This window comes from Ancylomarina euxina, assembly GCF_003863355.1.
GTDB classification, from domain to species: domain Bacteria; phylum Bacteroidota; class Bacteroidia; order Bacteroidales; family Marinifilaceae; genus Ancylomarina; species Ancylomarina euxinus.
In genome coordinates, this window is record NZ_QQWG01000003.1 from 1 (window position 1) to 13,698 (window position 13,698).

General features: G+C 35.0%; 13 protein-coding genes and 1 rRNA gene. 6 read left to right on the forward strand and 8 right to left on the reverse strand.

All coding sequences use genetic code 11. The features are described 5' to 3' along the window. The first annotated feature begins 20 nt into the window (after window positions 1–20). Window positions 21–131 (forward strand): 5S ribosomal RNA (gene rrf, locus DWB61_RS03830). Window positions 132–707: 576 nt separating this feature from the next. On the opposite strand, the gene DWB61_RS03835 is transcribed toward rrf, so the two are convergent. The 7 genes from DWB61_RS03835 to DWB61_RS03865 all read right to left on the reverse strand — a co-directional run bounded on the left by DWB61_RS03835 (window position 708) and on the right by DWB61_RS03865 (window position 6,059). Then, on the reverse strand, window positions 708–1,679 hold the full coding sequence (locus DWB61_RS03835) for a D-alanine--D-alanine ligase (RefSeq protein ID WP_125029572.1): 972 nt from the start codon (window positions 1,677–1,679) through the stop codon (window positions 708–710). Between the two features lie 22 nt (window positions 1,680–1,701). Next, a complete protein-coding gene (locus DWB61_RS03840; RefSeq protein ID WP_125029573.1) occupies window positions 1,702–2,760 on the reverse strand; it encodes an RluA family pseudouridine synthase in 1,059 nt (352 codons plus the stop codon). 25 nt (window positions 2,761–2,785) lie between these two features. Beyond that, window positions 2,786–3,601, reverse strand: coding sequence for a PASTA domain-containing protein (locus DWB61_RS03845; protein ID WP_125029574.1), 816 nt, complete (start codon window positions 3,599–3,601; stop codon window positions 2,786–2,788). 112 nt (window positions 3,602–3,713) lie between these two features. Continuing rightward, complete coding sequence (gene gloA / locus DWB61_RS03850; RefSeq protein WP_125029575.1) at window positions 3,714–4,094, reverse strand: lactoylglutathione lyase; 381 nt, start codon at window positions 4,092–4,094, stop codon at window positions 3,714–3,716. Window positions 4,095–4,478: 384 nt separating this feature from the next. After that, window positions 4,479–4,637 carry a 50S ribosomal protein L34 gene (gene rpmH, locus DWB61_RS03855; RefSeq protein WP_125029576.1) on the reverse strand — a complete coding sequence of 53 codons (159 nt, stop codon included), beginning with the start codon at window positions 4,635–4,637 and terminating at the stop codon, window positions 4,479–4,481. 103 nt (window positions 4,638–4,740) lie between these two features. Then, a complete protein-coding gene (gene rsmG / locus DWB61_RS03860) occupies window positions 4,741–5,361 on the reverse strand; it encodes a 16S rRNA (guanine(527)-N(7))-methyltransferase RsmG (RefSeq protein ID WP_125029577.1) in 621 nt (206 codons plus the stop codon). A 107-nt stretch (window positions 5,362–5,468) separates the two neighbouring features. Further along, window positions 5,469–6,059 carry an RNA polymerase sigma factor gene (locus DWB61_RS03865; protein WP_125029578.1) on the reverse strand — a complete coding sequence of 197 codons (591 nt, stop codon included), beginning with the start codon at window positions 6,057–6,059 and terminating at the stop codon, window positions 5,469–5,471. A gap of 342 nt (window positions 6,060–6,401) precedes the next feature. On the opposite strand from DWB61_RS03865, the gene tgt reads away from it, so the two are divergent. From tgt to DWB61_RS03885, 4 genes are all read left to right on the forward strand, one after another. Next, on the forward strand, window positions 6,402–7,532 hold the full coding sequence (gene tgt, locus DWB61_RS03870; RefSeq protein WP_125029579.1) for a tRNA guanosine(34) transglycosylase Tgt: 1,131 nt from the start codon (window positions 6,402–6,404) through the stop codon (window positions 7,530–7,532). A 142-nt stretch (window positions 7,533–7,674) separates the two neighbouring features. Beyond that, window positions 7,675–8,754: an LptF/LptG family permease gene (locus DWB61_RS03875; protein WP_125029580.1), complete on the forward strand. Its 1,080-nt coding sequence runs from the start codon at window positions 7,675–7,677 to the stop codon at window positions 8,752–8,754. Window positions 8,755–9,128: 374 nt separating this feature from the next. Then, window positions 9,129–10,673 carry an acyl-CoA carboxylase subunit beta gene (locus DWB61_RS03880; protein WP_125029581.1) on the forward strand — a complete coding sequence of 515 codons (1,545 nt, stop codon included), beginning with the start codon at window positions 9,129–9,131 and terminating at the stop codon, window positions 10,671–10,673. Window positions 10,674–10,685: 12 nt separating this feature from the next. Beyond that, window positions 10,686–10,997, forward strand: a complete 312-nt coding sequence (locus DWB61_RS03885) for a biotin/lipoyl-containing protein (protein ID WP_125029582.1) — start codon at window positions 10,686–10,688, stop codon at window positions 10,995–10,997. Window positions 10,998–11,075: 78 nt separating this feature from the next. Here the strand turns inward: DWB61_RS03885 and ispE are convergent, their stop codons facing one another. After that, on the reverse strand, window positions 11,076–11,891 hold the full coding sequence (gene ispE, locus DWB61_RS03890; RefSeq protein ID WP_125029583.1) for a 4-(cytidine 5'-diphospho)-2-C-methyl-D-erythritol kinase: 816 nt from the start codon (window positions 11,889–11,891) through the stop codon (window positions 11,076–11,078). A gap of 223 nt (window positions 11,892–12,114) precedes the next feature. On the opposite strand from ispE, the gene dnaB reads away from it, so the two are divergent. After that, the gene (gene dnaB, locus DWB61_RS03895) at window positions 12,115–13,644 is read left to right on the forward strand and encodes a replicative DNA helicase (RefSeq protein ID WP_125029584.1); all 1,530 of its coding nucleotides are present in this window, start codon (window positions 12,115–12,117) and stop codon (window positions 13,642–13,644) included. Window positions 13,645–13,698: the final 54 nt, after the last annotated feature.

A 13,698-nucleotide genomic window follows, 5' to 3' on the forward strand; every position in this document is an offset into this window, starting at 1 on the left:
AATGCTGATAACTGAAGATTTCAGGTATCTATAGCAATGGGGTTCCACCTCTTCCCATCCCGAACAGAGAAGTTAAGCCCATTAGCGCCGATGGTACTGCCGAAAGGTGGGAGAGTAGGTCGATGCCGACCTTTAAGCGTCTTGTTTCCAATGGAAGCAAGACGCTTTTTTTATGCCCTAATCTCTGAAAAACAAAGAGGCGTTATAAATTCCCAATTGCTTCTCTCGCAAATCGGGCTGATCATTGCAGATATTTTTTTCCAGACAATAATTTTGTAAGATTGAAAAGATGAAAGGATCTTATACTTTATCCAAGAGTAATCTCTCATCAAATGTTATCTTAATTACTAATCACTCATTGTTAATTGCTAATTATTAATAGGTTTTCCTGCTGGTGACGCTAATAATCGCGGATACGCTTGTCCACATAATCCTATTACTAAAGTGAAATTTCTTTGAAGACACTCTCGATCCTTGAAAAGCAAGTCGCGCGTATTACCAATTATAAAATTGACTCGTACTGATTGCCGCAGATATTTTCATTCATATTTAATATATTGGATTGTTTCTTTATAACTAAAGGCGTTTAATTTGAAATGGTTTTGATCAAGTATGATCATTTGTAGTTTGATTTCTATTTATTAGAAATTGAAATAAAAAAAGAGGCTTCCCAATTGGAAAGCCTCTCATGTATCATTGTAATGATCTTAGAACTGATCTTCGATTACTAAAGTTAAAATATCGCTTAGTTCACGTCCCATCGCCTTCACTTGTTTTGGAATAAAACTATTAGCTGTCATTCCTGGAATTGTGTTAGCTTCTAGCATATAAGGAATGTCGTTTTTGATAATATAGTCGATTCTAACGATTCCTTTACACTTCAAGGCATCATAGATACCTGAAGAAAGCGTTTGTATATTCTGAGTAAGTTCTGATGAGATTCTAGCAGGCGTTATTTCTTCGGCCATATTAGGGTCATATTTTGCCTCATAATCGAAGAATTCATTTTTGGGAACGACTTCAGTAATTGGAAATACAATCTCCTCCTTGCTTGTTTTTACAAGTCCACAGGTTACTTCTAATCCATCAATGAATTTCTCAATAATAACTTCTTTACCTTCGTTAAACGCTTTTAAAATGGCATCTTCTAATTCTTCAATCTTAGTAACCTTTGATATCCCAAAGCTTGAGCCATCAGCATTGGGTTTGACAAAGCATGGCAAACCAATAGTTTGTTCGATAGCTTTGTAATTATACTTTTCATCCTTCTTGAGAAGAACTGATTGAGCAAATTGATAGCCTAAAGCTTTAAGATAAGAATTACAGGCATGCTTATTAAAACTCAAGGCACTACTCAAAACATCGCAAGTAGAATGTGGTATATTAATAAGGCTTAAATAACCTTGTAGGATGCCATTTTCACCAGGGGTTCCGTGAATAGCAATATAAGCGAAGTCAAATTTAATTTTATACGAATCTACAGTAATACTAAAATCATTCTTGTCGATATCAAATTCTTTATCATCAAGACTGACTTTCCATTCTTGTCCTTTAAAAACAGCTAAGTAAACTTGGTATAAATCCTTATTAAGGGTATCGAAAATATGCTTCGAAGTTTGCATTGATATTCCAAACTCAGCAGAATCACCACCAGCAATAATTACAATATTTCTCTTCATAAATTTAGCTCAAAGTATTAATCTATTCTTCACGCATTGATGTGTACTCTCTCCATTTGGTGATTAGTGCTGACATATCATCTGGTATTTCAGAATCGAATGAAATGTACTCATTAGTCTCTGGATGTATGAAGCCTAAGGTCTTTGCATGAAGAGCTTGGCGTGGACATATTTTAAAACAATTCTGAACAAATTGTTTGTATTTTGTAAAAGTTGTTCCTTTCAATATGATGTCCCCACCATAATCAGCATCGTTGAAAAGTGGATGACCAATGTGTTTGAAGTGAGCACGTATTTGATGAGTACGACCAGTTTCAAGGACACATTCTACCAAGTTAACGTAACCTAAACGTTCTAATACACGATAATGCGTTACAGCATGTTTGCCATATTCCCCATCAGGGAATACATCCATTACCTTACGGTTTTTTAAGTTTCTGCCTACATGTCCAGTAATTGTTCCTTCATCTTCCTCTAAGTTTCCCCAAACCAAAGCGCGGTATTTTCTGTCACTGGTTTTGTTGAAAAACTGAAGGGCAAGTTTTGTTTTGGCTATCTCGGTTTTGGCTATAACCAGAATGCCTGATGTATCTTTATCGATACGATGAACCAAGCCTGGACGTGGATCCTTAGAATTAAACAGAGGTAAATTCTTAAGGTGAAAGGCTAATGCATTTACAAGTGTTCCAGAATAATGACCGTAGGATGGATGAACAACCATACCTGGGTTTTTGTTTACAATAATAAATGAATCGTCCTCATAAACAACCGTTAAGGGAATATCTTCAGCAATAATCTCAATTTCTCGAGGTGGATAGCTAAGCACTATGGTTACAATATCGCCTGGCTTAACCTTGTAGTTTCTTTTGACAACCACATCGTTGACACGAATATTTCCATTGTCAGCAGAGTCCTGAATTTTATTTCGGGATGAGTTTAGCATACGATCGACCAAATATTTGTCAATCCTTAGTGGTGTTTGACCAGGGTCAACCTCATATCTGAAGTGTTCGTATGATTCTTGATTAGCATTGCTATCATCGAAATTTTCGAATTCTAAATTTTCTTCTTCTTCTAGCATTATATATGATTCTGTATTATCCTGTTTATTTTAATTGACTCTTAAGGTATGCTTGTGAATCTTTAATTTTTAGGCTATCAGTTGTGAGCCATAGATTTATTTTGCTGCCTGGAGCAATTTTTGAATTTTCCTTATAAGCATGAGATTGCTGATAAACTTGAGCATTAAGCGAATCCGAAAGATTCATCACATTGCTATCGAAACTCACACGTCCTATATTTAAACTTGAAAGAAGAATGCGTTCTTTGGCATCATCATAATATTTACCAATTAATTCAGGTGTTTGTATTCTGATGTTCTTTCCTTTTCCTAATACAAGATCAATTTGTGAACCTTTGTCAATTAAATCACCTTGCTTTATTGAGTCGCCCTTGAATTCAGGATATAAAACCAGATTATAGTAATCGTAATCAACATAGTTGAGCTTACCAATTTTAAAACCATTAGTAATGAGTATTTCGTAGGCTTGTCTAAACGAATTATCAATCAAATTTGGGAACCGAATTTGTTCTGGTTTCAGAGAATTTATAGTTAGGAATAAATTGCGATTTCGTTTTACTAAAGAATTAGCTTTAGGGCTTTGGTCGAGGATACAACCAGCTGGTAAACTAGAATTGTAAACAGAATCGTATATCGTGTATCGTAAATTAGTTTGATCTATCAAATTAGTACCGTCTTCTAAACTTAGACTATATAAGTTAGGAACCTTAATTTCTTCGCCATGATTGGTGTAAAAACTTAAACTCTGAAGAGTTATCCAAACCAAGGCTACTGAAATAATAATTGAAAGACCTAAGTGTTTATAGAAAGCTCCACTTTTAAAAAATTGTCTTAGTCGCATATGTTTTATTATTTACTTTTTGATCTCAATATCATTGTTCAAATCGGTAAATTCCAAATGTAATAAGTTGCATTATATTATCGTTTAGAATTTGCTAAGTATATATATAATTTTATCCTCTGATAATCTCTATTTTATATCCATCTGGATCTGTAATGAAATAGTATTTCGGTTTTTCTCCAGGTAATCCCTTAAGCTCTGTAGTTTCTAATCCCATGTTTTTATGGAACTCATGAGATCCTTCCAGGTCTTTTACAGTTAAGGCAAAATGACTAAATCCATTGCCTATTTCATAAGGCTTTTCCGTACTATAATTCCAAGTTAATTCTATTTCAAATTTATTGTTTTCATCAGAGAGATATACGAGTGTAAACTTATAATCAGGGTAGTCAAGTCGACTTACTTCATGCAAGGATAAAGCTTTATTGTAAAATTCTAAGGACTTTTCTAAATCCATTACTCTGATACAAGCATGTGCTAAATTGTATTCCATTTTTATACCTCTTAAGATTATTTAGTCTCTATTCAATAATTTTGTTTTAACCCTATTCATCTAATACGAAATGAGATCCTAATCCCTGAATCATATTATGAAGTGAATAGTACAAAAATAAGAGAGATTTTCTGATAAATGATGAATATCATGGTAAATTATGCAGAATCTAAATTTGTGTAGTTTGTATAAAATGGATCGTATTTAATTCTTTGAGATAAAGGATTTTGTACATAGAATCCTACAGGTGCTGAGACTAAGTGGAAAGCAAAAAAAAAGAGCTCCTAGGGAACTCTTAAATTTTTTAATAGAAAGCTATAAACACAAAAAAGTAAAGAATATATCATTCTTTACTTCTTGTATTTTAGAAAGCTTAATTAAAAATTAAGCTTTGTGTCTGCGCTCGCTTGAAACAGATAATTTTTTTCTGCCTTTTGCTCTTCTACGAGATAATACTGCTCTTCCGTTAGCTGAAGCCATTTTGTCTCTGAAACCGTGCTTGTTTCTTCTCTTTCTATTTGATGGTTGAAATGTTCTTTTCATCGCGAAAAATTTTTATCTAAAAAGTGATTATATGCGTTGATTTTGGACTGCAAAAATAAGTATTTTTTTTGTCTGGCAAAAGATTAAGCCAAATTAATTTGGTTTAAAGTGTCATGTGGACAACTTTTTTTGTCTCAAAGAAGTCCTCAGCAAAGAACTCAGTGCAATTGAAGAGGCTAATCTTTTTTCCATATGGCTTGATTTCTTCTTCAAAATCGCCTCCTTTTATATAAATAATTCCATTTGGGAGGGCATTCTTGTTCTCGATCTTGCAGTTTTTCCTAACCATATTGACAAAAGCAGGAAAAGCAGTAACAGCACGACTGACAATAAAGTCATATTTTGTTTTGACTTCTTGGACACGAGTATGTTCCGCTTTTACATTCTTTAAACCTAATGCGTTAGCAACTTCTGTTACTACTTTAATTTTTTTGCCAATAGAATCAACCAAGTGAAAATTAGTTTCTGGATAAAGAATTGCAAGAGGAATACCTGGGAAACCCCCACCAGTTCCAACATCCAGTACATTGGATCCAGGTTGAAATTGGATAACTTTGGCTATTGCTAAGGAGTGCAGAACATGATGCAAATATAAAGAATCGATATCTTTTCGTGAGATGACATTGATTTTATCATTCCACTCGGTGTATAAGTCTTTAAGTTGAGCAAGCTGATTTTTCTGTTCCTCAGATAAATCTTTAAAGTATTTTAAAATTAATTCCATGCTGTAATTTATAATGCGTGGCAAAGATATAATTATAATCTTAGAGCAGAAAGAAACTTAATTGCTGGAGCTTAAGTTTTGTCTGGATATTTATTTAGATATCATTTTTATAGTTCATCATTCTTAATATTCATGAATAGTAGTTTCCTGGCTCTAAAAAGTTGTGCCTTTATAGTGCCTATGGGCAAGTTCATCTCTTGTGCTATTTCTTCGTAGGAATATTCTTTAAAATAACGTAATTCAATTAAAATGCGATAGCGATCCTTTAGTTGGCTAACTTTTAGTCGCATATACCTGGCATTTTGTTCGTTGATAATTTGTTGTTCAGGCGAAGGGATTTTGCTCTCAATTGAAGTTGAACCCATATTACTCTCATCTGTTGTATCTAGTTTGATAATACTTTTATTTTTTTTTCGAATAAAATCAATACTTGTATTAGAAGCTATCCGGAAAAGCCAGGTACTAAAAGCATATTTTGTAGAGTATTGATCAATATTCCTAAAGGCTTTTCCAAAGCATTCAAGCGTTAAATCCTCAGCATCGGTTCTGTTGTTAACAATTCTTAGTAAAAAATAGAAAATAGCATCCTTATACCTCAAGAAAAGTTTCTCGAAAGCTTTCTGATTGCCTTTCATTGCTGCTTGTACATTTAGCAAGTCAATCTTGGCATTATTCGATAAGTTTGAATTATGATTCATACCAGTTGTATATGTGGATGATTATAGCATACTAATGATGAATTTTAATTAAAGTACATTAAAATATGAATGATGTAAGTAGATAATATTAAGTTTGGTTTAGCCAGACGTATAGATTTAATATACCTTAATAAGTTGAGTGTTTTATATTCTATTTGACAAATAGAAATACATCATAGGTAGATGTTTAGCAAAAGCTGTTCTAAGGTTTTCTCATAGGGGCTTACTTCCACAATTATAAATAAGTTTCATTGCAAATATTATTATCTATATTTGCAGACTATTTTTAATGGGAATGACTCAAAGGATGAGTTTTATTTTTCCACTTTAAGTGAAGTTGATATGGATTTTAAATTACACAATACTGATGATAGATCAGGCGCCAGAACTGGCGAGATTACTACTGATCACGGGAAGATTAAAACACCTATATTCATGCCTGTTGGAACACTTGGCTCTGTAAAGGGCATTCACCAACATGAACTGAAAGAGGATATTAATGCTGAGATTATTTTAGGGAATACCTATCATTTATATTTACGTCCGGGTTTGGACGTTTTAGAACAAGCAGGAGGCTTACACAAGTTTAACGGTTGGGATAGACCAATTTTGACGGATAGTGGAGGATTCCAGGTTTTTTCGCTTGCCGAAAACCGTAAATTGACCGAAGAAGGGGCTATGTTTAGATCGCATATTGATGGATCGAAACATATGTTTACACCTGAAAATGTGATGGATACTCAGCGTACTATTGGGGCTGATATAATTATGGCATTTGATGAGTGCCCTCCTGGAACTTCAAGTTATGAATATGCTAAAAATTCGTTAGGATTAACTCAGCGTTGGTTAGAACGATGTGTTGATCGTTTCGATAGTACAAAAGGGAAGTATGGCTATTCACAAGCTTTATTCCCAATAGTTCAGGGCTGTGTTTATAAAGATTTGAGGATTAAGGCCGCTGAGCATGCTGCATCTTTAAACCGAGAAGGATATGCTATTGGAGGATTGGCTGTAGGTGAACCAACCCAAGATATGTATGAAATGATTGAGGTGGTTAATCAGGTTTTACCTGAAAATAAACCTCGCTATTTAATGGGGGTTGGTACCCCAATCAATATTTTGGAAGCAATCTCTCGTGGTGTTGATATGTTCGACTGTGTGATGCCAACCCGTAATGGACGAAATGGAATGATTTTTACCAGTGAAGGAACTCTGAATATGAGAAACCAGAAGTGGGCTAACGATTTCACTCCACTTGATCCTAATGGAACGTCGTATGTAGATAGTTTTTATTCAAAAGCCTATGTGAGACATTTGATTCGTTCAAATGAGTTGCTAGGTGGTCAGATATGTAGTATTCATAACCTTGCTTTTTATTTGTGGTTAGTTCGTGAAGCTAGAGAAAAGATCGACGAGGGCACCTTTTATGAATGGAAGAATGTTATGGTTGAAAAACTAGGTAGACGTTTATAAAATAATGTTAAAAAAGCTTGATTGTGAAATTTTGAGCTTGACAAACGGTTAAGAAGGCCTAAATTTAGATTTAATAAGTGGCTTTTTTTTAATGATAAAATTTAATCAGATAAAAAGCTTTAAATAAAAACTGAGATAAAGAATGTTTGGGAAATTAGATTTATATATCATTCGAAAGTTTTTAGGAACCTTCTTCTTTGCAATAGTCTTGATAATCAGCATTACAATTGTTTTTGATTTCTCTGAGAAGATTGACAATTTTATTGATAAAGAGGCACCTTTTAAGAGTGTTATATTAGATTATTACGTCAATTTTATTCCCTATTTCGCTAACTTGTTTAGTGCCTTATTCACTTTTATCTCAGTTATCTATTTTACCTCTAAAATGGCTTATGATACCGAGATTATCGCCATTTTGAGTTCTGGTGTGAGTTTTAGAAGGTTGATGTTTCCTTATTTTATCTCAGCCTTTATTATTGGGATTTTTTCTTTCTTTCTGAGTAATTTTGTTATTCCTCCAGCTAATGCTAAGCGGCTCGAATTTACCGATACCTATCTTAAAAAGCGATTCGAAAATAAAGAGCGGAATATTCATCGTCAGATTGAGCCAGGTCTGTTTATTTATATGACTAATTTTGAAACCTCGAGTAACACGGGATATAAGTTTTCTCTTGAGAAATTTGAAGGAAAACAATTGGTGTCAAAGCTAACATCACGTTCAATTAAGTGGAACGAGGATAAAGAAAAGTGGACTATTAAGGATTATTTTATCCGTAGTTCCGATGGCGATAAAGAGAGTTTTGAAAAAGGAAAAACAATAGACACACTCTTAAATTTTGGTCCGGATGAATTTAGCCGCAGAACGGATGTTGTTGAGGCAATGGATATGTTTGAGCTGGATGATTTTATCGAAGAACAAATTATGAGGGGGGATAGTAATATTAGTGCATACAAAATTGAGAAATATCGCCGTATTGCCAATCCATTTTCTGCATTTATTCTGACGCTCATTGGAGTTTCCCTTGCATGTAGAAAAGTACGAGGAGGAATGGGGCTGCACCTTGGAATAGGATTAGCACTAAGTTTTTCATTCATTCTGTTTATGCAAATCTCTACGGTTTTTGCTACGAATGGAAGTATGAGTCCATTATTGGCCGTGTGGTTGCCTAATATGGTCTTTTCTCTAATTGCCATCTATCTTTATCGGGTCGCTCCTAAATAAAAGGAATCTAAATAATGTCTACTCAAGATCTTGCTTTGCTACCGTAAAATCACTAATTTAGCAAGTTGGTAGCTTGTAATTGGGATTGCTGATTTTTTTGTGGAACAAAAAATGAGTATCCTTGCACACTATGAAATAAGTTATTCGACTTTTAATTTATTTAACTGTTCGAAAAGATTTATATACGATCGCCAAAACTTGGCGCATCTTTACCTTTATTGAATAATCAGTCTGTGTTTATTTTCTTTCAAAAGTTTAGGAAATGAATAGGGGGTTTTTGTGCTTTATTGGTAAAAAAGTAAAGTTTGGACAAACTTGAAATACAACTAAATGTATACTTTAAGGTATACGGTTTTTAACTAAATGTACGTAATATGTCATTGAAACGAAACATTCTTGATCTTAGAAAGAGAAAAGAAAAAGTGCTTCAAGGTGGTGGCGAAAAAGCTATTCAGAAGCAAGTTGCAATGGGTAAACTAACTGCGCGTGAAAGAATCACATCAATTGTTGATGAAGATTCGTTTCATGAGTATGATATGTTTGTTGAGCACGAAGCCCGCGACTTTGGCATGGAGAAGAAAGAACTTCATGGTGATGGAGTTATCATTGGAACTGGAACTATTTATGGTCAACCTGTATGTCTTTTTGCACAGGATTTCACCGTAGCTGGTGGTTCTCTTGGTCTGATGCATGCACGTAAAATTACAAAAATCATGGACCACGCTTTAAAGATGCGTGTGCCTTTGATCGGTATTAATGATTCGGGTGGAGCTCGTATTCAGGAAGGTGTTAATTCTCTTGCTGGTTATGGTGAAATCTTTTTCCGCAATACCTTGGCATCTGGAGTTATTCCTCAATTGTCAGTTATTCTTGGTCCTTGTGCTGGTGGAGCCGTTTATTCTCCTGCCCTTACCGACTTTGTGTTTGTAGTAGAAAACATTTCCAAAATGTTTATTACCGGTCCTGAGGTAATAAAAACAGTTTTAGGTGAAGAAATAAGTATGGAAGAACTTGGTGGTGCGAAAGTACACAGCGAGATCACCGGTAATGCTCATTTCTACGCACTAAACGAACTTGAGTGCTTTGAGCAGATCAAGAAACTACTTACATTCATCCCTTGGCACAATGAGAGAAAAGCACGTTCTTTCCCTCCTAAGCCTCCTAAGGCAGAATACAAGATTGAAGAAATTGTACCTCTTGATCCAACTCAACCTTACGATATTCGTAACGTAATCAAATCGATCAGTGATGATTCAGACTTCTTTGAAGTAATGGAAGGTTTTGCTCGTAATATCGTTATTGGTTTTGGACGATTGAATGGTGAAACGATTGGTTTTGTAGCTAATCAGCCATTGGTATTAGCTGGGGTGTTGGATTGTGACTCTTCTGATAAAGCAGCTCGTTTTATTCGTTACTGCGACGCCTTTAATATTCCTATTGTAACGCTTGAAGATATGCCTGGCTATTTACCTGGTGTTGATCAGGAGCATGCTGGTGTAATTCGTCACGGTGCGAAAATCCTTTATGCTTATAGTGAAGCTACGGTACCTAAAATTACTGTAATTGTTCGTAAGGCTTATGGTGGAGGTTATATCGCTATGAACTCACGTCATATGAAAGCTGACTTTATGTTTGCTTGGCCTAATGCTGAAATTGCCGTAATGGGACCAGAAGGAGCTGCTAACATTATCTTTAGAAAAGAGATTATGTCTGCTGAAGATCCTGAAGCTATGCGTAAGGAAAAAGTTGCTGAATACAAGAAAAAGTTTGCGAATCCATATGTTGCGGCTGCTAAAGGTTATATCGATACAGTTATCGAACCTGAAGAGACTCGTAAGATGTTATTGCATTCTCTTGAAGTTTCTACGAACAAGGTTGATAGAAGACCAAGTAAGAAACACGGTATTCCTCCATTTTAAATCGAACTGACTATGAGCAATTTTAAAGAGTTCAACATTGATGGAACCATCTACACAACTGAGGTTCCAGAGAGAGTGGCGAATAGAAAGAAGTGGGAAAGACCAAATCCGAACCACATCAAATCTTTTATTCCAGGAACAATCGTTGAAATTTTCGTTAAAGAAGGTCAGGAAGTTAAAGAAGGTGAATGCCTGATGATTCTTCAAGCTATGAAGATGAAAAATAAAATTCTGATGCCTTTTGACGGGATAATTGAAAAGATTCATGTAACCGAAGAAGAAAAAGTACCTAACCGTATGGTTATGGTTGAATTGAAAGCTTAAAACCTTTCTTCGCTTAATGATTAATATAAAGGCTGTTCTCATTGTGAGAACAGCCTTTCTTGATATTAATAGTTTTGATTATAATCTATTTTTCCAGCAAAAATGTTTTTCCCACTCAGGTAATATGCTGGGTTCGTTTTTAAAAATCCCAAACATAGTCGATCCACTGCCAGACATAGAAGCATAAACCGCACCTTGTTCATAAAGCTCGTCTTTAATTTTAGCTAATAGAGGATGTTTAGGGAAAATACTGTTCTCAAAATCATTTATGATTGTTGATTTCCAAGTTTCTATGGGTTGCTTGATGAGTTCCTTTAATGAGGTTTTGGGTTTATTAGGCTTGATGTTGGCATATGCCTCAGGTGTGCTAATATGAATATCTGGCTTTATAAGAAGAATGTGATAGTCGCAAAGATCTAAATCAATAGGATTCAATCGATCACCCTTCTCATTTGCAAATGCGGGTTTGTTTTTAATAAAAAATGCACAGTCGCTACCTAGTATTCTAACTTCATCTTCCATCTCTTCATCGCTCATCTCAAGCTTGAATTTTTGATTCAGAAGTTTGATCATGTATGCCGCATTTGCTGAACCTCCACCAAGTCCGGCACCAAAAGGGATATTTTTATGGAGATGAATATTCTGAGCAGGAAAATTATATTTTGCTTTGATTAATTCGTACGCTTTTACAACGATATTATCTTTTGCCTCTATATTTATTGGAATTCCAGATGTTGATAACGTGTAAGGAGAATCATCTTTGGAATCTACAATTTCAATTGCATCTTGCATGCTAATTGGGAAAAAGATGGTTTCTATATTATGAAAGCCATCTCTTCTTTTTTCAACAATGTTTAAACCGATATTAATTTTTGCATTTGAGTAAGTAAGCACAATCTAGTGTATTTTGTTAATAAATAGGAATAACAAAAATACAGCTTTTAATAAAATGATATTTCAAAGACTAGATTTTTATTTTCTATCGAGTATCTTTGTTCTCTGTAAAATAAATTAGCTTTAATGATTCAAAATCAAAATTGAAGTCTTGCTTAATTTAATCAGTTTATATAGGTAAGTCATTAATCTAGATTCGTTTAATCTTCAGTTAGAAATAAGTATGGCAGAATTTAAAAAATACACCCCAAAAGCAAAAAATAATCAGTTGTCAGAACATGGACAAGTGCCACCTCAAGCTGTTGAGCTCGAAGAGGCAGTTTTGGGTGCTATCATGTTGGAAAAAGATGCCATCATTTCAGTTGGGGATTTATTGAAGACTGATAGCTTTTACAAGCCAGCTCATCAGAAGATATACAAGGCTATCATGAGTCTTTCTTCAAAAGAAGAACCCATTGATATTTTGACCGTAACGGAAGAATTAAAACGTCAAGATGATTTAGAGAGTTGTGGTGGACCATTTTACGTTTCTCAGCTAACATCAAAAGTTGCTAATGCCGCTCATATCGAGCATCATGCTCGTATTATTGCTCAGAAATTTATTCAACGCGAATTAATTCGGGTTTCGTCTGAAATTCAGAGTTCTGCTTTTGATGAAAGTATAGACGTTGCAGATTTGTTAGATAAAGCTCAGCAAGATGTATTTGATATTGCTGAAGGAAATATTAAAAAGGAATCAGCTCATATTCGTCCTTTGGCTGATGAAGTAATCGATCAGATTATTGCAGCCAGCAAGCGTGAAGATGGATTGAGTGGTGTTCCATCTGGTTTTACTGCTTTGGATCGTATCACATCAGGATGGCAGAAATCCGATCTTGTGATTATTGCAGCACGACCTTCAATGGGTAAAACGGCTTTTGTTTTATCCATGACCCGAAATATGGCTATAGATCATAAAGCGCCTATTGCTATTTTCTCTCTCGAGATGGGGGCCGACCAGTTGGTAAAACGTATGATCTCTTCTGAAACCGAATTGGGTTCAGAGAAACTAAGAAATGGAAGATTGGCTAAACATGAATGGGAGCAACTTCACACAAAGATTAAGGATCTTATTGATGCTCCAATTTATGTAGATGATACGCCTGGTTTATCTATATATGAATTACGTTCTAAATGTAGAAGACTGAAAGCAAAGCACGATATTGGATGTGTTATTATTGACTACCTTCAGTTGATGACAGCTGGTTCTGATATGCGAGGTAATCGTGAACAGGAAGTCTCATTGATTTCTCGACAACTTAAGATTATTGCTAAGGAGTTGAACATTCCTGTTATTGCACTTTCGCAGTTGAATCGTGGTGTTGAACAGCGTACGGGTGATGCTAAAAAACCAATGCTATCGGACCTTCGTGAATCTGGAGCGATTGAGCAGGATGCCGATATGGTATTGTTTATTCACCGTCCGGAGCGTTACGGGATTACAGAAGATGCTGAAGGAAATTCCTTGATAGGTATTGCTGATATTATCATTGCTAAGCATCGTAATGGTGCAGTTGGGGAGATTCAATTAAGGTTCCGCAATCAGTTAGCTCGATTTATGGATTTAGAAGGAGAGAGTCCTGATTCCTTTGGATCAGAGAATATCGCAGCTCAAACTTTTGGTTCAAGTATGAACGAAGAGCCTGTGGGGTATGACGATCCTAATGCAGGCTTGCATGGAGGAATTGACTTTGACGATGCACCACCTTTTTAGATTCGAATTGATAGAAGAGATATGGACTGTAAATAATCAACAATCTTAATATTC